General features: G+C 71.4%; 23 protein-coding genes. 10 read left to right on the top strand and 13 right to left on the bottom strand.

The features are described 5' to 3' along the window. Positions 1-2: 2 nt before the first annotated feature. Positions 3-734: an arsenite methyltransferase gene (gene arsM / locus ABZU76_RS32210; RefSeq protein ID WP_354876045.1), complete on the bottom strand. Its 732-nt coding sequence runs from the start codon at positions 732-734 to the stop codon at positions 3-5. A gap of 85 nt (positions 735-819) precedes the next feature. On the opposite strand from arsM, the gene ABZU76_RS32205 reads away from it, so the two are divergent. The 4 genes from ABZU76_RS32205 to ABZU76_RS32190 all read left to right on the top strand — a co-directional run bounded on the left by ABZU76_RS32205 (position 820) and on the right by ABZU76_RS32190 (position 4,254). Continuing rightward, positions 820-1,176: a metalloregulator ArsR/SmtB family transcription factor gene (locus ABZU76_RS32205; RefSeq protein WP_354876043.1), complete on the top strand. Its 357-nt coding sequence runs from the start codon at positions 820-822 to the stop codon at positions 1,174-1,176. Positions 1,177-1,272: 96 nt separating this feature from the next. Beyond that, on the top strand, positions 1,273-1,458 hold the full coding sequence (locus tag ABZU76_RS32200; RefSeq protein WP_354876041.1) for a hypothetical protein: 186 nt from the start codon (positions 1,273-1,275) through the stop codon (positions 1,456-1,458). Positions 1,459-1,468: 10 nt separating this feature from the next. Then, positions 1,469-2,236 carry a class I SAM-dependent methyltransferase gene (locus tag ABZU76_RS32195; RefSeq protein WP_354876039.1) on the top strand — a complete coding sequence of 256 codons (768 nt, stop codon included), beginning with the start codon at positions 1,469-1,471 and terminating at the stop codon, positions 2,234-2,236. Positions 2,237-2,334: 98 nt separating this feature from the next. Continuing rightward, positions 2,335-4,254, top strand: a complete 1,920-nt coding sequence (locus ABZU76_RS32190; RefSeq protein WP_354876037.1) for an N-acetylmuramoyl-L-alanine amidase — start codon at positions 2,335-2,337, stop codon at positions 4,252-4,254. 49 nt (positions 4,255-4,303) lie between these two features. Here the strand turns inward: ABZU76_RS32190 and ABZU76_RS32185 are convergent, their stop codons facing one another. Both ABZU76_RS32185 and xrtP read right to left on the bottom strand, forming a co-directional pair. Next, a complete protein-coding gene (locus ABZU76_RS32185) occupies positions 4,304-5,632 on the bottom strand; it encodes a glycosyltransferase (protein ID WP_354876220.1) in 1,329 nt (442 codons plus the stop codon). Positions 5,633-5,685: 53 nt separating this feature from the next. Further along, the gene (gene xrtP, locus ABZU76_RS32180; RefSeq protein WP_354876035.1) at positions 5,686-6,249 is read right to left on the bottom strand and encodes an exosortase P; all 564 of its coding nucleotides are present in this window, start codon (positions 6,247-6,249) and stop codon (positions 5,686-5,688) included. A gap of 325 nt (positions 6,250-6,574) precedes the next feature. On the opposite strand from xrtP, the gene ABZU76_RS32175 reads away from it, so the two are divergent. From ABZU76_RS32175 to wecB, 3 genes are all read left to right on the top strand, one after another. Next, positions 6,575-7,339: a choice-of-anchor P family protein gene (locus ABZU76_RS32175; protein WP_354876033.1), complete on the top strand. Its 765-nt coding sequence runs from the start codon at positions 6,575-6,577 to the stop codon at positions 7,337-7,339. Positions 7,340-7,360: 21 nt separating this feature from the next. Then, positions 7,361-7,534, top strand: coding sequence for an LPXTG cell wall anchor domain-containing protein (locus tag ABZU76_RS32170; RefSeq protein ID WP_354876031.1), 174 nt, complete (start codon positions 7,361-7,363; stop codon positions 7,532-7,534). A gap of 405 nt (positions 7,535-7,939) precedes the next feature. After that, on the top strand, positions 7,940-9,100 hold the full coding sequence (wecB, locus tag ABZU76_RS32165) for a UDP-N-acetylglucosamine 2-epimerase (non-hydrolyzing) (protein ID WP_354876218.1): 1,161 nt from the start codon (positions 7,940-7,942) through the stop codon (positions 9,098-9,100). A gap of 83 nt (positions 9,101-9,183) precedes the next feature. Here the strand turns inward: wecB and tsaD are convergent, their stop codons facing one another. From tsaD to tsaB, 3 genes are read right to left on the bottom strand one after another with little or no spacing between them, the layout of a single operon-like run. Next, positions 9,184-10,230: a tRNA (adenosine(37)-N6)-threonylcarbamoyltransferase complex transferase subunit TsaD gene (gene tsaD, locus ABZU76_RS32160; RefSeq protein ID WP_354876029.1), complete on the bottom strand. Its 1,047-nt coding sequence runs from the start codon at positions 10,228-10,230 to the stop codon at positions 9,184-9,186. Continuing rightward, positions 10,230-10,712 (bottom strand): ribosomal protein S18-alanine N-acetyltransferase, encoded by a 483-nt coding sequence (gene rimI / locus ABZU76_RS32155; RefSeq protein ID WP_354876027.1) that lies wholly within the window; start codon positions 10,710-10,712, stop codon positions 10,230-10,232. The genes tsaD and rimI overlap by 1 nt, the downstream gene beginning before the upstream one ends. Continuing rightward, a complete protein-coding gene (tsaB, locus tag ABZU76_RS32150; protein WP_354876025.1) occupies positions 10,709-11,374 on the bottom strand; it encodes a tRNA (adenosine(37)-N6)-threonylcarbamoyltransferase complex dimerization subunit type 1 TsaB in 666 nt (221 codons plus the stop codon). Before tsaB ends, rimI begins: the two co-directional genes overlap by 4 nt. 156 nt (positions 11,375-11,530) lie before the next feature. On the opposite strand from tsaB, the gene ABZU76_RS32145 reads away from it, so the two are divergent. Genes ABZU76_RS32145 through ABZU76_RS32135 form a run of 3 tightly spaced genes read left to right on the top strand, consistent with a single transcriptional unit; the run spans position 11,531 to position 14,918 of the window. Next, complete coding sequence (locus ABZU76_RS32145; RefSeq protein WP_354876216.1) at positions 11,531-12,973, top strand: acyl-CoA synthetase; 1,443 nt, start codon at positions 11,531-11,533, stop codon at positions 12,971-12,973. After that, complete coding sequence (locus tag ABZU76_RS32140; RefSeq protein ID WP_354876023.1) at positions 12,970-14,298, top strand: carboxyl transferase domain-containing protein; 1,329 nt, start codon at positions 12,970-12,972, stop codon at positions 14,296-14,298. Before ABZU76_RS32145 ends, ABZU76_RS32140 begins: the two co-directional genes overlap by 4 nt. 32 nt (positions 14,299-14,330) lie before the next feature. Further along, positions 14,331-14,918: a short chain dehydrogenase gene (locus ABZU76_RS32135; RefSeq protein ID WP_354876021.1), complete on the top strand. Its 588-nt coding sequence runs from the start codon at positions 14,331-14,333 to the stop codon at positions 14,916-14,918. 242 nt (positions 14,919-15,160) lie between these two features. Here ABZU76_RS32135 and tsaE read toward each other — a convergent pair whose 3' ends face one another. The 7 genes from tsaE to ABZU76_RS32100 form a co-directional block, all read right to left on the bottom strand. After that, the gene (tsaE, locus tag ABZU76_RS32130; protein WP_354876019.1) at positions 15,161-15,634 is read right to left on the bottom strand and encodes a tRNA (adenosine(37)-N6)-threonylcarbamoyltransferase complex ATPase subunit type 1 TsaE; all 474 of its coding nucleotides are present in this window, start codon (positions 15,632-15,634) and stop codon (positions 15,161-15,163) included. Next, complete coding sequence (locus tag ABZU76_RS32125) at positions 15,619-16,710, bottom strand: alpha/beta hydrolase (RefSeq protein WP_354876017.1); 1,092 nt, start codon at positions 16,708-16,710, stop codon at positions 15,619-15,621. Before ABZU76_RS32125 ends, tsaE begins: the two co-directional genes overlap by 16 nt. After that, positions 16,707-17,825, bottom strand: coding sequence for an alanine racemase (gene alr / locus ABZU76_RS32120; RefSeq protein ID WP_354876015.1), 1,119 nt, complete (start codon positions 17,823-17,825; stop codon positions 16,707-16,709). Before alr ends, ABZU76_RS32125 begins: the two co-directional genes overlap by 4 nt. 42 nt (positions 17,826-17,867) lie before the next feature. After that, positions 17,868-18,971 (bottom strand): sn-glycerol-3-phosphate ABC transporter ATP-binding protein UgpC, encoded by a 1,104-nt coding sequence (gene ugpC, locus ABZU76_RS32115; protein ID WP_220246129.1) that lies wholly within the window; start codon positions 18,969-18,971, stop codon positions 17,868-17,870. 3 nt (positions 18,972-18,974) lie between these two features. Then, complete coding sequence (gene xylB / locus ABZU76_RS32110; RefSeq protein ID WP_354876013.1) at positions 18,975-20,414, bottom strand: xylulokinase; 1,440 nt, start codon at positions 20,412-20,414, stop codon at positions 18,975-18,977. Further along, positions 20,404-21,207 (bottom strand): DeoR/GlpR family DNA-binding transcription regulator, encoded by an 804-nt coding sequence (locus ABZU76_RS32105; RefSeq protein WP_354876011.1) that lies wholly within the window; start codon positions 21,205-21,207, stop codon positions 20,404-20,406. The genes xylB and ABZU76_RS32105 overlap by 11 nt, the downstream gene beginning before the upstream one ends. Positions 21,208-21,292: 85 nt before the next feature. Then, positions 21,293-22,765 (bottom strand): NAD(P)H-hydrate dehydratase, encoded by a 1,473-nt coding sequence (locus tag ABZU76_RS32100; protein ID WP_354876009.1) that lies wholly within the window; start codon positions 22,763-22,765, stop codon positions 21,293-21,295. Between the last annotated feature and the right edge of the window lie 3 nt (positions 22,766-22,768).

Below are 22,768 nucleotides of genomic sequence, written 5' to 3'. Positions count from 1 at the left end.
GGTCAGGCGGGTTTGGTGGCGCGGACGATCACGGAGTGCATGCCGTCGGCGACGGGGTGGGTCGGGGTGAGCCGGATGTCCGTGAAGCCCGCGGCCTCCAGGCCGGCGCGGTACTCGGCGAAGGACAGCGCGCCCGCGATGCAGCCGACGTAGTCGCCGCGTTCGGCGCGCTGGGCCGGGCTGAGGGTGTCGTCGGCGACGACGTCGGTGAGGGCGAGGCGGCCGCCGGGCTTGAGGACGCGGAAGGTTTCCGCGAAGACGGCGGGTTTGTCGGTGGACAGGTTGATCACGCAGTTGGAGATGACGACGTCGATGGTGTTCCCGGGCAGCGGGATGGACTCGATCGCTCCGCGCAGGAACTCGACGTTCGTGGCGCCGGCTTTGGCGGCGTTGGTGGTGGCGAGGGTGAGCATCTCGTCGGTCAGGTCCAGCCCGTAGGCCTTGCCGGTGGGGCCGACGCGGCGGGCGGACAGCAGGACGTCGATGCCACCGCCGGAGCCGAGGTCGAGGACGTGGTCGCCGGGTCGGAGCTCGGCCACGGCGGTCGGGTTGCCGCAGCCCAGGGAGGCGGCGACGGCCTCGGCGGGCAGCTCGGCGCGTTCGTCGGCGGCGTAGAGGGTGGAGCCGAAGTCCACCTCGACCGGTGCCGGACCGCAGCAGGCTGTGCCGCCCGAGGTGACTTCGCGAGCGGCCGCGGCGTAGTGCCGGCGCACGGTTTCACGCAGGTCGGTCATCGTGCTTCTCCTCGCTGGATCAGCTTGCATCGACGTTTGTGGAAACAACCTTGCGCCTTGGATCGGCGAACGTCAATATAGAAACATGTCGATGCAAGAGCTACCGGTGCTCGATCAGCGCGAGGCGTGCTGCGCGGGACTGACCTCCGCGCCGCTGGCCGAGGCCGAAGCCGCCGAACTCGCCCGCGTGTTCAAGGCACTGGGCGACCCGGTGCGACTGCGACTGCTGTCGATGATCGCCTCCCGCGAGGGCGGCGAGATGTGCGTGTGCGAGCTGACGCCCGCGTTCGACCTCGCGCAGCCGACGATCTCGCACCACCTGAAACTGTTGCGCCAGGCCGGTTTGATCGACTGCGAGCGACGAGGGACGTGGGTCTATTACTGGGCTCTTCCGTCCACAATGGATCGTCTCGCGGCTGTTCTTCGTGCGCCGCAACGGTGACCATTTCGCTCTGGCCGGCTGCTGTTCGACGTTCCCCGCAGACTCCAGGAGGCTCGCTCGTGACTCGGTCAGTGCTGGCGCTGTACGTACACCGGGGTGGACGAGGAGTTCGTGATGGGGCAGGCCGGAGCGTTCGCCGAGTGGGTGCGCGTGCGGACCGGGTGGTCGATGTCGCTGGGCTGGGCCGCGGCGATCGAGCGGCACGCCGGCGCCGAGGAGCCGCTGGACGTGTTCTTCCGGCTGCTGGACGAGTACCGCCTGACCACGGCCGAAGATCGCTAGGCTCGCTCCCGTGACCAGCAGACGGGCCGACGGCAGCGCAGGCGACGCGGACTACGGCGAGATCGGCAAGGTCTACACCGGGTTCCGCAACCCCGACCCCCGCATAGCCGCCGCGGTCTTGGCGTCGCTCGGGGACGCGAAGACCGTGGTGAACGTCGGGGCCGGCGCGGGGTCGTACGAGCCGGCCGACCGCCGCGTGACCGCCGTGGAGCCGTCCGCGTCGATGCGGGCGCTGCGGCGCACGGACAGGCCCGCGGTGGATGCGACGGCGGAGGATCTTCCGTTCGGGGACAACAGCTTCGACGCGGCGATGGCGACGTTCACCGTGCACCAGTGGCCGGATCTCGCGAAGGGGCTGGGCGAGGTCCGGCGCGTCACGAAGGGTCCCGTCGCGATCCTGACGTGCGATCCGGACCGGGTGCGGGACTTCTGGTTGTACGAGTACGCCCCGGAAGTGCTCGACACGGAGGCGCGCCGGTACCCGGCGATCAGCGAGATCGCGAAGTACCTGGGCGACACCGAGGTCGTGCCCGTGCCGGTGCCGCGCGACTGCGTCGACGGGTTCAACGAGGCGTACTACGCGCGGCCGGAGATGCTGCTGGAGCCGGCGGCGCGGCAGGCTTGTTCGGCGTGGAGCTTTGTCGACGCCGCGGCCGAGGAGCGCTTCACCCGCAAGCTGACCAGCGATCTCGCCGACGGGACCTGGGCCGCGAAGTACGGCGCGTTCAAGGAGCAACCCACGTTCGACGGCTCCCTCGTGCTCGTGATCAGCCGCTGACGACCGCTGGGCGAAACCGCCGTCGCGGAGGCTTACCAGGCGCCGACGTTTCTGGTTAAGTTTCGCCGGAAAAGCACCGACACCTGGGGGTCCCACCGATGTTCCACTCCGTTACGCGGCGGCTGGCCGTCGCGGGCGGGGCGGGGTTGCTGGCGGTCGCGTTGGCGACGTCGGCTCCCGCCCAAGCCCAACCAGCGAACCAACAGCGACAGCAGGACTTCGCAAGCGCGGCAAGCGAGTTCGGCGTGCCGCTCGGTGTATTGCTCGGCGTCTCGTACCTGGAGTCCCGCTGGGATTACAACGCCGGTACGCCCAGCACCGCCGCCGGCTACGGGCCGATGCACCTCACGGACCTGCGCACGGCCGGCGTCGTGACCAGCGAGTTCGACCAGAACGGCGAAGACCCGCGCGGCGACGACGCCCGGCCCGCGCTGCACCCCAAGCCCACGCAGCAGCCCGCGGCCGTCCCGCCCGGTCTGCAGACCGTGGACCAGGCCGCGGCCCTGCTGCACACGGACGCGGCGACGCTGCGCACCGACCCGAAGCAGAACATCCGCGGCGGCACGGCCCTGCTGGCCGAGTATCAGCGCAAGCTCGGCGTACGCAGCGAAGACGCGAAGGACTGGTACGGCGCCGTCGCCGCGTACAGCGGCTCCGAGGACGTGACGGCGGCCCAGACCTTCGCCGACGAGGTCTACGGCACCATCGCCACCGGCGAGACGCGCACGACGGACGACGGCCAGGCCGTCACGCTCGCCGCGACCCCCGGCGTCACACCCGACAAGGCGCAGGCCGAGCGGCTGGGCCTCAAGACCGACGCCCCGCCCGCCACCGAGTGCCCGAAGTCCGTGGCCTGCGAGTCCGTGCCGGCGCCGTACCAGGAGCTGCCCGGCGGCGACTACGGCAACCACGACATCGCGAACCGGCCGCAGAGCCAGAAGATCGACACGATCGTCATCCACGACACCGAGGGCTACTGGGACGACGCCCTCACGCTCGCGCAGGATCCGACCTACCTCGCGTGGCACTACACCGTGCGCTCGCAGGACGGCCTGATCGCGCAGCACGTGCCGACCAAGGACGTCGGCTGGCACGCGGGCAACTGGTACGTCAACGCGAAGTCCATCGGCGTCGAGCACGAGGGTTTCGCCGCGCAGGGCACCTGGTACACCGAAGCGATGTACCGGTCGTCGGCGAAGCTCGTCGGCTACCTGGCGAAGCGCTACGGCGTGCCGCTCGACCGCGCGCACATCATCGGCCACGACAACGTGCCGGGCACCACGCCCGCCACGATCGCCGGCATGCACTGGGACCCGGGCCCCTACTGGGACTGGTCGCACTACTTCGACCTGCTGGGCGCGCCGATCAAGGCCACCGGCCGGGCCGGCTCGTCGATGGTGACGATCGCGCCGAAGTTCGCCGCCAACCAGCCCGTGTTCACCGGCTGCGACAAGATCGGCTCCGGCACCCCGTGCGCGGCGCGCGGCTCGGAGGCCGTGGCGCTGCACACCGCGCCGGACGCCACGTCTCCCCTGCTGTCCGACGCCGGGCTGCACGGAACCGGACCGTCCACTATGGATGTTTCCGACGTCGGCAGCCGCGTGGCCACCGGCCAGCAGTACGCCGTGGCCGGACACCAGGGCGGCTGGACCGCGATCTGGTACCTGGGCCAGAAGGGCTGGCTGCCCAGCAACACCGTGGTCCCGGCGAGCGGTCTCGTCGCCACGCCGAAGCCCGGCAAGGCGACGATCCCGGTCTACGGACGGGCGTTCCCGGAGGCCTCGGCCTACCCGGCGAACGTCGCCGTCCAAGCGCTGGCGCCCATGCCTTACACGTTCGCGGCGGGCCAGAAGTACTCCGTCGGCGGCGTCGTTCCGTCGGAGTACTACTCGGCGACGACGTTCGACGTGTCGGACCACGTGGTGGTGCGCGGCAAAATGAAGTACGTGGAAGTCCAGTTCGGACACCGCGTCGAGTACGTGAACCTCGACGACGTGGTGCTGAAGCCGGCATTCTGAGTCTGCACAACGAAGAAGGGCCCCTCCGCGGAGGGGCCCTTCTCGTGTCTCAGCTGTCCAGCGCCACTTTCACGCCGCTGGTGACCTCGGTGTTGCGCCGCGTCTTGGACCAGCCGTTGCGGCCGCGCACGAGGCGGATCACGGCGCGCCAGGACGTGATGTAGAAGGTGTAGATGTAGGCCGCGTACAGCAGGCCCATGCCGAGGCCGCGGAAGATGTTCTTGCTGCCCAAGCATTTCATCTGGTAGATCGGGCCCCACACCACGAACGGCAGCAGGCCGAACGAGCCGTAGATGGCGAAGAGGATCCAGGCGCCGCCGGTGAACCAGGTCCAGACCTGCGACGGGTCGCCGGCCGTGGTGGCCAGCAGGAGGATGAACGGCACCGGGTAGAGCAGCGAGCCGAGCAGCTGCATCCACGGCTGCGCCAGGTAGTACATCATCTCCGCGGCGCCCAAAGTGGACACATGCGGCGAGTCCCAGATGCGGCGCAGGTACCGCGAGCACTGCATCGTGCCCTGGCCCCAGCGCGTGCGCTGCACGAGGAAACGCCGCAGGCTGTACAGGCCTTCCTGCGCCACATGGGAATCCGGGGTGAAGCCCGTGCGCCAGCCGGCCGTGAGCAGGTGGACGCCGAGCTCGAAATCCTCCAGCAGGGAGCCGCGCCAGGGCTGGTGCTCGTCGCCGCCGATGGAGTCGAGGGCGGCGAGGCGGGTGAACTGGCCGTTGCCGCCCATGGAGATCGTGCCGGTGAAGCCGCGCGACGTTTGGATCGCGGCGATCGCCGTGCGGAACTCCAGGTCCTGCAGCTGCGCCAGCTTGAGGCCGAACGCGCGCGCGAACCAGGTGCGCCCCGGCGCGCGGGTGCGGACGTTGCTCATGCGCACGTCGAGCTGCACGGCGCCGATCTTTTCGTCGCCGAAGAGGTGCTCGGCCGCGCAGACTTCGAGGCAGTTGGCGGCAGGGCGGCCGTCGGCGTCGACGACCACCACGACCACGCGGTCGCGGTCGGTGTCGGGCTCGAGCCATTCGTTGAGGGCCTGGTAAGCGGCGTTGAGGGCGTCACCCTTGCCCGTGCGGGCCTCGGGACGCTTGCGCGCCACCAGGTGCAGGTTGGGGTCGTAGCCGCCGTTGCGCCGCCAGACCGAGCGGACGACGCGGGCGGTGCGGTCGTCGGAGTCGTCGTCGACCACCCACACGTGCGCACGGCGGAAGGTGGTGCGCAGGTAGCGCACGGTCTCCCGGATCACGGCTTCCTCGTCGCGGCACGGCACGAAGAAGTGCCAGGCGAACGCGCTGGGGTCGCCGACCGGGGCGGGTTTGCGTCGCAGGTAGGGCACCACGATCATCGCGACGTAGACGATGAACGCGACGCTCATCGTCAGCGCGAACGCCTGGGTGATCGAGAGCAGGACCTTGAAGCCGGTGTCGTTCACGCGGCGGTGCCCTGGTTCTTCTCCGCCTTCGTCTTGCGGGTCGCGAGCCAGACGAACAGCACGAGCGACACCGCGCCGCCGAGGACACTGACCATCGAGCCGAGCAGCGTGTGGCCCCAGTAGTAGCCCTCGTCGGTGCCCAGCACGTGGACCAGACCGACGATGGTGAGAATGCGCAACTGATTCACGAGAATGACGGCAATCGCGGCAATTACCAGCGAGAGAAACAGTCGGCGCGCATTCTGCGGACGGAAGTAGAGGAGCACCGCGGTCACGAGCAGAAGTGGCAGCAAGAGGAATACAGAAGAGCATTCCGGGGTCATTCTCAACCCGAACGGAGTAGCGCCGGTCAACCCGAAGTACACAGATTCGCGACTACCGGCCACATAAACACCCGATGAGGTGATGACCCTCAGTATCGCCCCCGCGAGCTGCACTTCCAGCTCGCGGTACGACCGCTCCACGAGCACCAGGACCACGCCGACCGCGACCACCCCGAGCACCGCCATACGCAGCGGAAACCGGGAGACGGGGGACACAGGTGTGTTCGCTACTGCCACGACGAACCTCTCAGCCGGAAACGTTCGGAAGAACGGCGGACCCCGGCGCCAGCGTAGGACACAGGTGCCGGAACTTTCGACAGGTATCCCCCTTCTCAGGGATCTCCCAGCGCCTTTCGGCACGAATGGCAAGAACCTTGCTAGGCCGTTCAGGTGATGCCCGCACCGACGTGGGGACCGGCCCGGTGAAACCACCCGATACGGTGGTCTCCCCGGAATTGTGTGCCATTTCCGGCAACGCCACCGATATCCGATCAGCGTGCCGACTCTTGTTCAGCGGGATTCGTCCGTGCACCGGCTCGCCCTGACAAAAATCGGAGGACCAGTGAAGAAACACCTCTTGCGACGAGGCGGGATGCTCGCCGCTGTGGTGGCGAGCATCGCCCTCGCCGGAGCAGTTCCGGCTTCGGCGGCGCCCGGTGACGGCTCCGCCTACGGCGTGAACGTCGACGTGAAGCTGCTCGGCGCGTCCGCGGTCAAGCTCGGCCCGCTGGCGGCGGCGAACACCGACGGACCGACGAGCAACAGCACGGTCAGTGCCAACGCCGCCGGGATCCTCACCGCCGGGGTCATCAACACCTCGGCCGTCCGCGACGACAACTCGGGCGCGGTCACGGCGAAGGCGAGCACCGCCGACGTCGGGCTGCCGCTGCTGAAGGCGGCGCTGGGCAACGTCGGGATCAAGGCCGTGGAGGCCGTCTGCACCGCGACCCAGGAAGGCGTCAAGGGCAGCTCCACGCTGGTCGGAGCCGATCTGGGCAGCGTCGGCGACGTCGACTCGAACCCGGCGCCGAACACGCAGATCAAGGTCGGCCTCGGCCCGGTCAACGTGGCGACGCTGATCCTGAACGAGCAGATCAAGAACAAGGACGGCAGCCTCACCGTCAACGCGCTGCACCTGAAGCTGCTGGGCGGCGTCGTCGGCGCCCTCGGCAGCGGCGACGTCATCGTGTCGTCGGCGACCTGCGGCCCGGCCGCTCCGCCGATGCCGCTCGCGTCGGGCGCCGGCCTGTGGGCGGGACTCGGCGTGCTCGCGGCCGTCGCCGTGCCGGTCGGCCTGCGGTTCACCCGTCGTCGCTCGGTCGCCTGACCGGTCCGGGGTGATCGACTGATGTACAAGATGCCAGGTGCGGGCGTCGGCGTCGCCGGTGGCGGCGTGGGCACCCTCGCCGCCACCGGCGCCGACGTCGGCTGGTGGATCACGGTCGGCGCGCTCCTCGTGGTCCTCGGGACCGTCGCGGTGATCGCCGCCTACCGCCGCAACCGGCGGCTCGCCCGCGGTTAACGCCACCGTGGGCCACCGGATCCAGCCGGTGGCCCACGGTTGCGCGACGCGCGCGCCGGGCTGCTCGCCTCCCGCGGGCAGCCCGGCGCCACTCCACAGACCGAACACCAAGGAGAGGGCGACCGGCCACAAGCGACAGCAACCGCGGCGCCACCGTCGGCTGCGCGCACAACCGGCGCCGCGCGCGGGGCACCGGTACAGGCGACCGCCACCCGCCGGTCGCCGGGCAACGGCGCGAACCGCGGAGCCTCCGGGCGCGCGGAAGCAGGACGCACAACCGAACAGCACAAGACCCCCGCCAGCCGCACCTCGCGGCGACTGCGCGTGGCGCGCGGTGAAAGACCCGGCCGTTCGCTCGAACGTCGGTGAGCTGGGGTTTCCGGGACACTCGAAAGTGTGGAACACGTGGACGTGATGTTGCTGGCCGGCACGCGGCCGGAGGCGGTGAAGCTGGCGCCGTTGGTCGTGGCGCTCGAGGGGCGCGACGGGGTGCGGCCCGTGTTGGTGCACAGCGGCCAGCACCAGGGGATGGTGGAGCAGGCGCTGGTGCCGTTCGGGCTGGGCGTGGACGCGTGGCTGGACGTGCCGGTGCGGGTGAGCGGGACGCAGGCGGAACTGGTGAGCGGGCTACTGCCGGCGTTGGACGCGCAGCTGCGGAGCCTCGTGCCGGCGGCGGTGGTCGTCCAGGGGGACACGACGACCGGGCTGGCGGGGGCGCTCGCGGCGTTCTGGCTGGGGATCCCGGTGGTGCACCTGGAGGCCGGGCTGCGGACGAACGATCTCGCCGCGCCGTTCCCGGAGGAAGGCACCCGGCAGATGGTGGCGCGCATCGCGGCGTTGCACCTGGCGCCGACCGAGGCGGCGGCGAACTCGTTGCGCGCGGAGGGCATAGCCGAGGAGAAGATCGTGCTGACCGGGAACACGGTCGTCGACGCGGTGCTGGCGATCACGGCGCGCGACTTGCCCGCGCACGATCCGGCGCTGGCGTTGCTGGAGATGGAGATCGCGGAGGCCGGGGAACGGCTGGTGCTGGTGACGTCGCACCGCCGGGAGTCCTGGGGTGAGCCGCTGAACCAGACGCTGAGCGCCGTGCGGCGGATCGTCGAAACCCATCCGGACGTGCAGGTGTTGTTCCCCGTCCACCCCAATCCGGCGGTGCGGGCGCAGGTCACCGCGACGCTCGGCGGCGTCGAGCGCGTGACGATCACCGAGCCGCTCGAGTACCCCGACCTCGTGCGCGCCTTGCGGCTGGCGTCGCTCGTGCTCACGGATTCAGGCGGCATCCAGGAGGAGGCGCCGACGTTCGGGACGCCCGTGCTGGTGCTGCGCGAGGTCACCGAACGCGCCGAGGCCGTCGACGCCGGGTGCGCGTGGCTGGTGGGCACGGATCCCGAGAAGATCACCGGCACCGCGACCCGGCTGCTGGCCGGGAGCCTGTGCCCCGCGCAGACGCCAAACCCCTACGGCGACGGCCACGCCGCCGAAAAAGCCACCACCGCGATCGAGCGCCTGCTGGGCGTCAAGACCGCGCTGGAGAACGCCCGCTCCTACTGTGCCGATCGTTAGTAATCCGACCACAGTCACGGCCGAATGGCTTCGTAGCAACAGTTACGTGCCGCGTGGGGGTCGGCCTGCTTTTGGCCGGATTACTAAAGTGACACGATCTCCACCGAAAGCCCGGGGTTGGCCGAGAACTCCCACGGCGCCGTCGGCCGGCCGGCCGCGACGACGTGGGCGCCCAGCGCCGCGATCATCGCGCCGTTGTCCGTGCACAACCGAGGCCGCGGCACGCGCAGCTCGATGCCCGCCGCGGCGCAGCGTTCGGCCGCCAGCTCCGACAGCCGCGAGTTCGCCGCGACGCCGCCAGAGATCACGATGGTCCCGATCCCCTGTTCCTTCGCCGCCTTCACGGCCTTCGCCGTCAATACGTCCGCCACGGCCTCCTGGAACGAAGCCGCAACGTCGTTCACCGGCACCTCGCCACCGTCGCGTTCGACTTTCTCCACCCACCGCGCCACCGCGGTTTTCAAGCCGGAGAACGAGAAGTCGAACTTCGCGTCGCGCGGACCGGTCATCCCGCGCGGGAACGCGATGGCGGAGCCGTTGCCCAGCCGAGCCGCCTTGTCGATCGGCGGCCCACCCGGATAAGGCAGGTCCAGCACGCGGGCGACCTTGTCGTAGGCCTCGCCGGCAGCGTCGTCCACAGTGGACCCGATCTCGGTGATCTTCGACGCGATGTCGTCCACGCGCAGCAGCTGCGTGTGCCCGCCGGACACCAGCAGTGCGAGCACCGGCGTGGGCAACGGACCGTGCTGCAGCGTGTCCACGGCGATGTGCCCGGCCAGGTGGTTCACGCCGTAGAGCGGCACGTCGAGCGCCGACGCGTAGGCCTTCGCCGCCGACACCCCGACCAGCAACGCACCGGCGAGCCCAGGCCCGGCCGTCACGGCGATGGCGTCCACATCGGACAGCTTCAGCCCGGCCGTCGCGAACGCCCGCTCGGCCGTGGGCACCATCGCTTCGAGGTGCGCCCGGCTGGCGACCTCGGGCACCACGCCGCCGAAGCGCGCGTGCTGCTCGACGCTGGAGGCGACCTCGTCGGCCAGCAGTTCCACCGCGCCGTCGTCGTGCAGGCGGACGAGGCCGACGCCGGTCTCGTCGCAGGAGCTCTCGATACCCATGATGACGCGCGACATCAGCCGGCCACCTCATCTCGTGCCGGGGTCCGCGCCGGGCGGGCCATGGTGAACGCGTCGGCGCCGGAGGGCTGGTAGTAGCGCTTCCGGATGCCGAGCTTCTCGAAACCGTGCCGTTCGTAGAGGCCGACGGCCGTGTCGTTGTCGGTGCGCACCTCGAGGAACACGGGCGCCGACACCTCGTCGGCGCGGTCCAACAGGGCGCGCAGCAGGGCCTTGCCGATGCCCTGGCCCTGCGCCTCGGGCACCACACCGATGGTGTGGATCTCCGCCTCGTACTCGCCGCGGCGGCCGACCACGGCGAGGCCGCCGTAGCCGAGCAGATCGGTGCCGTCGTCGGTGCGCGCGGCCACGTAGAAGTGGCCCTGGTCGAGCTCGGAGTGGAACGCGCGGGCGCTCCACGGGTCGTCGCCGGGGAAGAGCAACTGCTCGATCTCCGCGCAGCGCTTCAGGTCGCTGCGGCGCAGGCCGTCGAGCTTCACGGCGACGTCACCCGCTTGCGGGCCGCCGGCTCGACGGCGTCGGGGCGGCGCAGGTACAGCGGTGTCAGCGGCTCGGGCGTCGCGCCGGCGAGCAGGGCTTCGCGGGCGACGCGGACCAGCCCGGACGGCGACGGGAACCGCGGCTCGATGGGCACGACGCCGATCGCGTCGGCGTACTGCAGCGCACCGTCACCCGCGGCGACGCGGGAAGTGGTCTCGACCTCGGCGGGCCGCTGCACGTGGGGACCGCTCACGCGCGTGCCGGCCGCGTCGTACTCGGCCCAGTACACCTCGCGACGGCGGGCGTCGGTGAGCACGAGGAACGGCTTGTCGGTGCGCACCACCTCGGCGGCGATCGCGTCGAGGCTGCCGACCGGGTAGACGGGGATGCCGAGCGCGTGGCCGTACGCCGCGGCCGTGGCCATGCCGGCGCGCAGGCCCGTGAACGGGCCGGGGCCGACGCCGCACACGATCGCGTCGAGGTCGCGCAGGGTCACCCCCGCTGCCTCGGCCGCCGCGAGGGCGTGGGGCGTGATGAGCTCGCCGTGGGCTCGCGGGTCGACCGTGACGCGGTCGGCCCGGGTGGTCAGTTCCGACTCGTCCACGGCGACGATGCCCGCGGTCACGGCCGGGGTCGAGGTGTCGATCGCCAGTACCAGCACGGTTTCCCAGCTTACGTCCAGTCTCGAAGTGACAGACTGGCGGGCCGAAGGGGCAACCCCGCAACCGTGTGAATCGCGTCGCAGGTGGCCGAGGTCACGGCGCGGTACGGTGCCGGTGAGACGCCCGCCGACGCCGCGCCGCAGGAGGTCCTCACCGTGCCCGATCCGCTGTTCCCCGCGATCACCGACGGCTCTGGCAAGGAGGCGGTGCGCTTCGGTGACCAGGCGCTCACCTACGCCGAGCTGGGCGCGGTCGCCGGTTCCCTGGCGAACGAGATGCCCGCCGGCCGGGTCGCGGTGTGGGCGACACCGACGCTGCACACCAGCGTCGCCGTGGTCGCCGCACTGCTCGCGGGGGTTCCCGTGGTGCCGTTGAACCCGAAAATCGGTGAACGCGAGCTGACCCACATCTTGTCCGACAGCACCCCGGCGCTCGTGCTGGCCGAGGCCGGCGTCGAGCTGCCTGAGGGGCTGGCGGGGCTCGAGCGGCGCGACATCCCGCTCACCGGGTCGGGGTCCGTGCCCACTGACGAGCCGGACGCCGAGGCGCCCGCGTTCATCGTCTACACCTCCGGCACCACCGGCCCGCCCAAGGGCGTGGTGCTCCCCCGCCGCGCGATCTCGGCCACGCTGGACGCGCTGGAGGACGCGTGGGAGTGGACCGGCGACGACGTGCTGGTGCACGGGCTGCCGCTGTTCCACGTGCACGGGTTGATCCTCGGCATCCTCGGCCCGCTGCGCCGGGGTGGCTCGGTGCGCCACCTCGGGCGGTTCTCGACCGAAGGCGTCGCCCGTGAGCTGACCAGCGGCGCGACGATGATGTTCGGCGTCCCGACGATGTACCACCGGATCGCGGAAACGGTGGCGGACGACACCGAGCTGGCCTCGGCCCTGCGCGGCGCGCGGCTGCTGGTGTCCGGGTCGGCAGCATTGCCCGTGCACGACCACCAGCGCATCACGGCGGCGACCGGGCAGCAGGTCGTGGAGCGCTACGGGATGACCGAGACGCTGATGAACACGAGCGTCCGCGCCGACGGCGAGCGCAAGCCGGGCACGGTCGGGGTGCCGCTGGCGGGCGTCGAGCTGCGGCTGGTCGACGAGGCGGGCAGGGAAATAGGCACAGCGATCACCGGACTTGATCCAGCAGAGACCGTCGGCGAGATCCAGGTGCGCGGCTCGAACCTGTTCACCGAGTATCTCAACCGCCCCGACGCGACGGCCGCCGCACTCGCCGACGGCTGGTTCCGCACCGGCGACATGGCGACGCGCGACACCGACGGGTACGTGAAGATCGTCGGGCGCAAGGCCACCGACCTGATCAAGAGCGGTGGGTACAAGATCGGCGCCGGCGAGATCGAGAACGCGCTGCTGGAGCACCCGGGCGTCGCCGAGGCGGCCGTGACGGGTGAGCCGGACGACGATCTCGGTGAGCGCATCGTGGCGTGGGTGGTGCCCGCGGGTGAGCGGCCGTCGGCTTCGGAGCTGGCTGATCACGTGGCGAAACTGCTGGCGCCGCACAAGCGGCCGCGGGTCGTGCGGTACCTGGATGCGTTGCCGCGCAACGACATGGGCAAGATCCTGAAGCGAGCTCTGGGGTGAGGCCCTCGGCCCGTGAGGTCATCGCGCAGGTGTCGACGGGGTTCACCGAATTGTCCGATGTGGACAGTAGTGCGGACAGTAGTCTGGACGACCCCCTCGGCTGGCCCGGCTACCGCGAGGCCTACGCGGCGGCCGCGGCGCGGACGGGCGAGACGGAGTCCGTGGTCGTCGGCGAGGCGCTGGTGGGTGCGACGCCCGCGGTGCTCGTGGTGTGGGAGTTCGGGTTCCTCGGCGGGTCGATCGGGCGACGGACCGGTGACCGCGTGGAGGCCGCGTTTTCCTGGGCTCGGTCGCGGAAACTGCCGGTGGTGGCGTTGATCGCGACCGGTGGCTCGCGCATGCAGCACGGCATGCGCGCGTTGTCCCAGCTACAGCGGATCGCGCGCGCCTCGGCGGCGGCGCGGGCGGACGGCGTCGCCCAGATCTCCGTGCTGCGCGACCCGACGACCGGTGGCGGCTGGGCGACGCTGGGCGCGAGTGCCGACGTGGTCTTGGGGCTGCCGCTGGCGCAGGTGGGGTTCGCGGGCTCGCGCGTGCGGCCTGCGACGTCGCCTTCGGAGGCTTACACAGTCGAGGCGAAGTACGAGTGGGGGCAGGTCGACCAGCTGGTGTCGCCGTCTTCGCTGGCATCGGTGCTGGAGCGGTGGCTGGTGTTGCTGACTTCCCGTTCTTCCGCGGCGGCTCCGCCCCCGGGCGCGCTGCGGTCGGTGCCGCTGCCCTCGACGGGGTGGGACGCTGTCCGCGCCGCCCGATCCTCGCGCCGCCCCCGTGCGGCTTCGTACGTGGACGCGTACTTCGACTGGCACGAAACCCTCCGCGGCGACCGCACCGGCGCGGTCGACGACGGCGTCCTCTGCGGCTTCGGCCTGCGCGAGGGCCGTGCGGTGGCCTTCGCCGCGCAGTGCGGCACCGCCACGCGTCCGGCGGGCTTCCGCACGGCCGCCCGCCTCGTGCACCTGGCTTCGCGGCTCGGCATTCCCGTGCTGACGCTCGTCGACACCCCGGGCGCCGCCAACGACGCCGACGCCGAAGAGGGCGGCGCCGGCCCTGCCATCGCGTCGCTGTTCGAGGCGATCGCCACCGCGGCCGTCCCCATCACCACCCTGGTCATCGGCGAGGGCGGCTCCGGCGGCGCGCTGGCCTTCGCGGCGCCGGACAACACGTGGATCGCGCCGGACGCCTACTTCTCCGTCACCTCGCCCGAGGCTGCCGCCGCGATCCTCAAACGCCCGATGACCGAGATTCCGGCCACGGCCGACCAGCTGCGGTTACGGCCTCAGGACCTCGTCGAACTCGGCTTGGCGCGGGGGATCGTGGAGCCCTGAAACGGTGTTGCGCCCGAGGTGAGAATGGGGGCGTGAAGATCATCGTGGTGGGGGCGAGCGGGACCGTCGGCAGCGCGGTCGCCGCGGCGCTGGAGGCGGCCGGGCACGTGGTCGTGCGAGCGTCGCGGCGGGGGCCGGTGCAGGTGGATCTGGAGGACACCTCGTCGATCGAGGGCCTGTTCCGCGCGGTGCCGGAGGTCGACGCCGTGGTGTGCTGTGCGGCGAGTGGGCCGCTGCTGGACTTGGCTTCTGCCAGTGACGAGGAGTTCGAGCAGGGGTTGCGCGGCAAGCTGCTGGGACAGGTGGCGCTGGCCCGGCACGCGCTGCTCCACTTGCGGGACAACGGGTCGATCACGCTCACCGGGGGGACGTTTGCCGCGCCGATGGCCGGTGGTTCTCTCGGCGCTCTGGTCAACGCCGGTCTGGAGGGCTTCGTGCGCAACGCCGCCGCCGAGCTGCCGCGGGGGTTGCGGATCAACGTCGTCAGTCCGGGTTGGGTGGCGGAAACCCTGGCTGCGTTGGGTATCACCGACGCCGTCGGTACGTCCGCTGCCGAGGTCGCCCGCTGGTACGTGGGGTGCGTTTCCGGGACGGGGTCCGGGCAGACGATCACCGGGTGACGCATGGCGTGCGACGGGCGCGAGCTGGTTGCCGGCTCCGGCCGGCTTGCGACGGGTGCGGCAAGATTCCATTCGCTGGCGAGGCCTGCCGATCACCACTGGGGCTTGCCATTGGCGGCGTGGCCTTGCCGCACGGTTGGCGGCGTGGCCACGGAGCTGGGCATCTTGCCACCCGCGAAGGCACCACCGCTGACCTGTCACCTTGCCGGGCGTGCGGCGGCGGGGCAGGGGCGGGGCCAGGTCTAAGCCGACGGCAACGCCGACATCCGTGCCGCCCAAGATCCGTGCGGCTCAAGCGAAACCTCGCGCACGTCGTCGTCCCGACGGGACATCCGCACCACTAGGTAGTCGGACGACAGCCGTTCCGCCGAGCCCTCGCCCCACTCCACCACGACGGCGGAGCGTTCCAGGTCCGTGTCGAGGTCCAGGTCGTCGAGCTGAGCGAGGTCGCCGCCGAGGCGGTAGGCGTCGACGTGGATCAAGGGCACGCCGAGGGAACCCGCGGCGTGGACGCGGGCCAGGACGAACGTCGGGGAGCTCACGCGGCCGCCGACGCCGAGGCCGTCGGCGATGCCGCGCGTGAGCGTGGTCTTGCCGGCGCCCAGGGGGCCCGCGAGCAGCACCAGGTCGCCCGCGCGCAGGGACGCGCCCAGGGACCTGCCGAACGCCATCGTGTCGTCGGGGGTCGCGAGAAGGAACGTCACCGTGTCCACCACCAGTTCCGCCGGTTGGGTGCGGCGCTTCCGGAACAGCGCTGCAGAAGATCGATGAGCCGGCCCGTGACGAGGTCGGGCTGTTCGAGCTGCACCATGTGGCCCGCGCCGCGCACGCGCACGAGCTCGGCCTCGGGCAGCTCGGCCGCGATGCGTTCGGCGTGCGAGAACGGCGTGAACCGGTCGGAGTCACCACCGATCACGACGACCTGGGTGTGCTTGAGGCCCGCCAAGGCGGCGTAACGGTTGTGGCTGCCGAGCGTGTCGACGAAGTTCACCAGGCCCCGCACGGGCGTCACTGCCAGCATCTCGATCATGAAGTCCACCAGCCGCGGCGAGACGTCGCGGCTGCCGAACGCGAGGCGCCGCACGGCTTGCCGTTCCAGCTGCCCACCGGCCGCCCGTACGAACTCCACCAGGCCCGGCTGCCAGCCCGCGAGGTTGCCGACGCCGCGCGTCAACGGGTTGTACTTCGACAGCAGCGAACGCGGCAGCCCGCGCGCGCCCACCTCACCCGCGGCCGTCGCGATGAACGCGACGCCACACACGCGATCCTCGAACAGCGAAGGGTTCTCCGCGGCCAGCTCCATGATCACCATGCCGCCCATGGAATGTCCCACGAGGACGATCGGCCCTTCGGGCACCATCGCGCGCAGCACGCTGTCGAGGTCGTGCGCCAGCTGTTCGATGGTGCTGGTCTCGGCCGTCGCCGCGCCGGACAGGCCGTGGCTGCGGTGGTCGTAGTAGACCTGCCGCACGCGCGGCAGCCGCAGCGAAGCGATCGCGCGGCGCTGGAAGTGCCAGGACTTGCGTGACAACGCGAACCCGTGCACGCCGACCAGCGTCAGCTCGGGCTCGCCGCCGTCCTCGGGGTCGATCTCCTCCACCGAAAGCGGCGTGCCGTCCTCGGCCGCGACCGTGGACGTGCGGTCGGGCTTCAGCTCGCCCAGCTGCTCGTCCACGTACTGGTCCTCACTCTGCCTGCGCTGTTGCGCCGCGACGAGGGCCGCGGCGGCCGTACCCGTGGCCACCGCGCCGAGACCTCCGACGATCGCCCACAACCGAGCCGAAGGGCTCACGGCCTCTCCCCCAGGTACCGCCGCCGCACGCGCGGACGGTACATCGACGTGACGATCTCGTAGTCGATCGTGCCCAGCTTGTCGGCCCATTCGCGCGCGGTCGGCTCACCTGAGCGACCGTCGGCGAACAGCACCACCTCTTCGCCGACAGCCGGGGTTTCGTCACCGCAGTCGACCACGAGCTGGTCCATGCACACGCGCCCGACGACCGCCCGGCGCCGCCCGCCCAGCCACACGTCCATGCGGCCCGACAGCGACCGCGGCACACCGTCGGCGTAGCCGGCGGGCACGAGCGCCACGGTGGTGTCGCGCTCGGCCGTCCACGTATGTCCATAGGAGACGGACTCGCCGGCGGGCAGCCGTTTCGTGAGCGCCACGGCCGCGCGGAACGTCATCGCCGGCCGCAGGTCTTCGTGCTGCGGCACGGGGTTCAGCCCGTACATCGCGATGCCGGGCCGCACGAGGTCGAAGTGCAGGTCGGGCCGCGTCAGCACGGCCGCGGAGTTCGCCAGGTGCCGCAGCGGGTCCAGACCGGCCGCGCGCGCTGCGTCGTACGCGTCGGCGAAGCGCTTGGCCTGGATGTCGATCGACGGGTGGCCCGGCTCATCGGCGCACGCGAGGTGTGACCAGACGGCGACCACGTCCACGTCGGCCGAAGCCGCGGCGGCCGCGACCAGCTCGGGCCAGTCGGCGGGCTGGCAACCGTTGCGCGACAAGCCCGTGTCGATCTTGAGGTGCACCCGAGCGCGGCGACCCACCTGCCGTGCCGCCAAAGCGATGCGCTGAAGCTCGTCGACCGAGCTCACACCCAGGTCGATGTCGGCGAGGATGCCGGGTCCGAAGTCGACCTCCGGCACGTCGAGCCAGCTGAACAGCCGCACCGACAGCCCGGCGCGGCGCAGGTCCAGCGCCTCACCGAGCGAGCACGTGCCCAGCCAGGTGGCGCCGGCCTCCACCGCGGCCTGCGCGACGGGGACCGCGCCGTGGCCGTACGCGTCGGCCTTGACCACGGCCATCACGGCCGAACCGGCGGCGCGGCCGGCCAGCAGAGCGACGTTGTGGCGCACGGCGTCGAGGTCGATCACGACCTCCGCGCGCGGGAAACTGGCAGTCATAGCGACCGCCAGTTTCCCACGCGGGTCCGAGAGTGCTGTGCGTCAGGGCAGGCGGAGCCCGCTGGTACCCGAGAACACGTGCAGTTCGTCGGGCCGGATCCGCAGGTGCAGCGTGTCGCCCATCGACGGGGTCGCGCGCGGGTCGACGCGGACCACGACGTTCTTCGACGCGCCCTCGGCGGTGATCTCGGGGTGCGCGCCTGAGAGCTTTCCGTAGACGTACGCGTCGGAGCCCAGCTCCTCCACCAGGTCGACCTTGATGGGCAGCGCGCCCGCGGCGTCGGTGGTGACCTCGAGCGACTCGGGGCGGAAGCCCAGCGTCACGGTGTCACCGTCGGCAGCCGAACGAACGGCGGGCGTGAGGGGGACGCTCGCGCCACCGATCTCGGCGCCGTCGGCCGTGAGCTTCGCCGAGACGAGGTTCATGGCGGGCGAGCCGATGAAGCCGGCGACGAACACGTTGGCCGGGTGGTCGTAGAGCGCGCGCGGGGTGTCGCACTGCTGCAGCAGACCGTCGGACAGCACGGCCACGCGGTCGCCCATCGTCATGGCCTCGACCTGGTCGTGGGTCACGTACACGGTGGTGACGCCCAGGCGGCGCTGCAGCGCGGCGATCTGCGTACGCGTGGACACACGCAGCTTGGCGTCCAGGTTGGACAGCGGCTCGTCCATGAGGAACACCTGCGGCTCACGCACGATCGCGCGGCCCATGGCGACACGCTGGCGCTGGCCACCGGAGAGGGCCTTCGGCTTGCGGTCGAGGTAATCCTCGATGTCGAGCAGCTTCGCGGCCTCGAGCACCTTCTGCTTGATCTCCGACGCCGGACGGCCCGCGATCTTCAGCGCGAAGCCCATGTTCTGCGCGACGGTCATGTGCGGGTACAGCGCGTAGTTCTGGAACACCATCGCAATGTCGCGCGAACGCGGCGGCAGCTGCGTCACGTCGCGGTCGCCGATCCAGATCGAGCCCTCGTCGACGTCCTCCAGACCCGCGAGCATGCGCAGCGCGGTCGACTTGCCCGAACCCGACGGGCCGACCAGCACGAGGAACTCGCCGTCGGCGATCTCCAGCTCGAGTGCGTCGACGGCAGGCCGCTCGGTGCCGGCGTAGCGCCGGGAAGCCTTGTCGTAGGTGATGGTGGCCATCGGTCAGTCCTCTCCGAATTTCACGGGAACCCCGTGCGCGGCTTCGCGCGCTTCGAGGTGGCGTCGCTGGATCTCCTTGCCCGCGGCGCGTTGCGCCTCGGCCGGCTCGTCCAGCACGAGCCGGTTTCCAGGTCCTTCGGCCACCCACGCGGGTGGTTCGGCGGTGCCGGCCAGCGCCCAGGCGGCCTGGCGCGCGGCACCGAGGGCGACGTACTCGCCCGTCTCGGGGATCACCACGGGCACGCCGAGCACGATCGGCGCCACGGCCCGCACGGCGGCCGACTGCGCGCCACCGCCGATGAGCAGCACGCGCCGGACGTCCATGCCCTGCGCGCGCACGGCGTCGAGCCCCGCGGCCAGCCCGCACAGCATGCCCTCGACGGTGGCGCGGGCCAGGTTCTCCGGCGTCATGTTCGCCTTGGTCAGGCCGTGGAGCGAGCCCGTGGCATCCGGCAGGTTCGGGGTGCGCTCGCCGTCGAGGTACGGCAGGAGCGTGAGCCCACCGGCACCGGCTTCGGCGGCGAGCGCGAGGCGATCGAACTCGGCGAGGTCGACACCGAGCATGGTCGCGCCCGCGGTGAGCACGCGGGCGGCGTTCAGGGCTGCGGTAAGCGGCAGGAAGCGGCCGGTGGCGTCGGCGAACCCGGCGACCAGGCCGCTCGCGTCGGCCGAACCCGTCTCGGTCACCCCGAAGACGGTGCCGCTGGTGCCGAGGGAGATCACGGCGTCGCCCGGCGTGAGCTCCAGCGCCAGCGCGGCGGCCATGTTGTCGCCGGTGCCGGCGGAGACGAGCAGGCCGTTTTCGGTGTGACCGGCGGTATCGGAAGGGCCGAGCACGGTCGGCAGCTCAGGCGTGCGGCCTCCGAACGCGTGGGCCAGGACGTCCACGCGGTAGGCGTTCTCCGTCGGCGAGAAGTAGCCGGTGCCGGACGCGTCGCCGCGGTCGGTCATGGCCTGCTCGGGCTTGCCGAGCAGGCGCCAGGTGAGCCAGTCGTGCGGCAGCAGCACGCGCGCGACGCGGTCGGCGTTGGCGGGCTCGTGCTCGGCGAGCCAGCGCAGCTTGGTGACGGTGAAGCTCGCGACCGGCACGGAGCCGACGGACTTGGCCCAGACACCGGCGCCGCCCAGTTCCTCGATGAGGTCCTGGGCGGCCTGCGCGGAGCGCGTGTCGTTCCAGAGCAAGGCGGGGCGAACCACCTCGCCGTCCTCGTCGACGGTGACCATGCCGTGCTGCTGACCGCCGATGCCGAGGGCTTTCACGCCGTCGAGCACACCGTCGGTGGCCTCGCCGAAGGCCTGCCACCAGGCCGCGGGGTCGACCTCGGTGCCGTCGGGGTGCGGCGCGCGGCCGGTGCGCACGACGGCGCCGGTGCGCGCGTCGCAGACCACGACCTTCGTCGACTGGGTCGACGAGTCGATCCCGGCCACCAGCTCAGCTGTCATAGGGCTGTCCCTCCTCGACGTGCTCCACGGTCTCCACGGCCGTGCCGGCGTTGAGCGCGGCCTCGATCTCCTCGGTCGGGGTGATCTCGCTGGTGATCAGGAGGTCGTAGTCGCCGACGTCGCCATGAGCGAACGTCGCGGTGCGACCGAACTTCGAGTGGTCGAGCACGAGCACGTTGCGGTTCGCGGCGCGCAGCACGGCCTTCTTGAGCTCGGCGTAGTCCTGCACGGGGTGGAAAAGCCGGCCGACGGCGACGGCGCTCACGGACACGAACGCGATGTCGGCGCGGGTGCGCTCCAGCAGCGCCAGCACGTCGGGACCGGAGCAGGAGTCGTATTCCGGGTGGTAACGGCCTCCGGCGACGACGACGTTCACGCCGTCGCCGAGCAGCTTGGCGGCGCGCAGGGAGTTGGTGATCACGGTGAGGCCGTCGATGTCGGCGAGGCGCTCGACCAGGGGGAACAGCGTGGTGGAGTCGTCGACGAACACGGTCTGGCCGGGCTCGACGTGTTTGATGGCCGCCGCGGCGAGTGCTTCCTTCTCGGCGGAGTGCAGCGTGAACCGGCTGGCGGTCTCCATCGTGAGCGCCGGGTAGGCCTCGACCTTGCCGCGCAGCTTGCGCAGGAGGCGGCGGTCGGCCAGGTCGTCGAGATCGCGGTGCATCGTCATGAGGCTCACGCCGAAGCGGGTGGTGAGGTCGTCGATGCGCGCCTCGCCGTGCTCGATGACGTGGTCGAGGATGTCCTGCCGGCGCTGCTCGACGGCCGCGTCGGACGGTCGGGTCCTAGGCACGGCGCACCTCACCGTCGACCCGGTTGAGGGTCACCTGAACGGGGGCGCCAGTGCTCACACCTCGTTCTTACCAGATTTTATCGCGTTAGTTAACGGGTAACTCGATAACTTCTACATCGCTGGTACCTCGAACGAGCTTGAGAGCTCCCGGGATGGCGTCGACCAGACCGGACGCGGAGGTCGGCACGCCGTCCGCGGCGAGGGCGCCGGCGAGCGAGTGCACCTGCGAGCCCGCGGCGGCCGCCAGCCACGGGTCGAGGCCGGCGGCGAGCAGCGACCCGATGAGGCCGGTGAGGACGTCGCCGGAGCCGGCCGTCGCGAGCCAGGAGCCGCGCGGGGTGTTGACGGCGACGCGCCCGTCCGGCGCGGCGATCACGGTGCAGTGGCCCTTGAGCAGGACGACGGCGGTGTACTTCCTGGCGGCGTCGCGAGCGGCCTTCACCCGGTCGGCGCCGGGGCGGGTGCCCATGAGGCGTTCGTACTCGCCGGCGTGGGGCGTGAGCACGAGCGGGGTCTCGGGGTCGCGGGCGTCGAGGACGTCGGGGTGCTGCGCGATGATCGTGGTGGCGTCGGCGTCGGCGCAGACGGGCACGCCCTGGCCGAGGATGTGGCGCAGCACGTCGCGGCCTTCGGAGCCGGTGCCGATGCCCGGGCCGACGACCCAGGCCTGCACGCGGCCGGCGTCGGTGACGGAGCCCGTCGCGACGATCTCGGGCCAGCGGCTCCGGACCACGTCGGCCGCGGGGCCGGCGTAGCGGACCATGCCGGCGGTGGCGCGCACGGCGGAACCCGAGGCGAGCACGGCCGCGCCCGGGTACGTCGCGGAGCCGGCGGCGATGCCGACGACGCCCTGGGTGTACTTGTCGTCGCCCGCGCCGGGGATGGGCCAGAGGTCGGCGAGGTCGGTGAGCTCCAGGCGCCGCAGGTCGGGGTCGCCGAGCTCGGGGCCCAGGCCGATGTCGACCAGCACGACGTCGCCGCACTGCTGGGGCGCGAGCGCGTGGACGGGTTTGGGGGCGCCGAAGGTCACGGTGAGCGTGGCGGTGACGTGGGGGCCGTCGACGGCGCCGGTGTCCGGGTCGACGCCGCTGGGGAGGTCCACGGCGACGATGGGCGCTTGGATTTTGTCGACGAGTTCGGCCGCGTCGGGGCGCAGCGGGCCTTTGCCGGAGATGCCGACGATGCCGTCGACCACCACGTCGGCCTTGGCGATCCACTGTGGACTGTCCTCGACGGACACCACGCGGCCGCCGGCCCTGCGTAGCGCGGCCAATCCCCGGGCGTGCGCCTTCTCCGGCTTCAGCAGCACCGCCGTGACGGCCACGCTGCGCCGACGCAGGAACGCGCCGGCCCACAGGGCGTCACCGCCGTTGTCGCCGGAGCCGACGAGCAGCACGACCCGTCGTCCGGCGACGCCGCCGGTGCGTTCGGCCAGAAACCCCGCGAGGTGCGTGGCCAGGCCGAACGACGCCCGGCGCATCAGCTCGCCTTCGGGCGTGACGGCGAACAGCTTGCCCTCCGCCTCGCGAATCCGTTCCGTGGTCCAGATTCCCTGCACGGC

The sequence above is a fragment of the Amycolatopsis sp. NPDC005232 genome (assembly GCF_040607795.1).
Classification (GTDB): Bacteria; Actinomycetota; Actinomycetes; order Mycobacteriales; family Pseudonocardiaceae; genus Amycolatopsis.
This window is presented reverse-complemented; position numbering and strand designations above follow the sequence as displayed.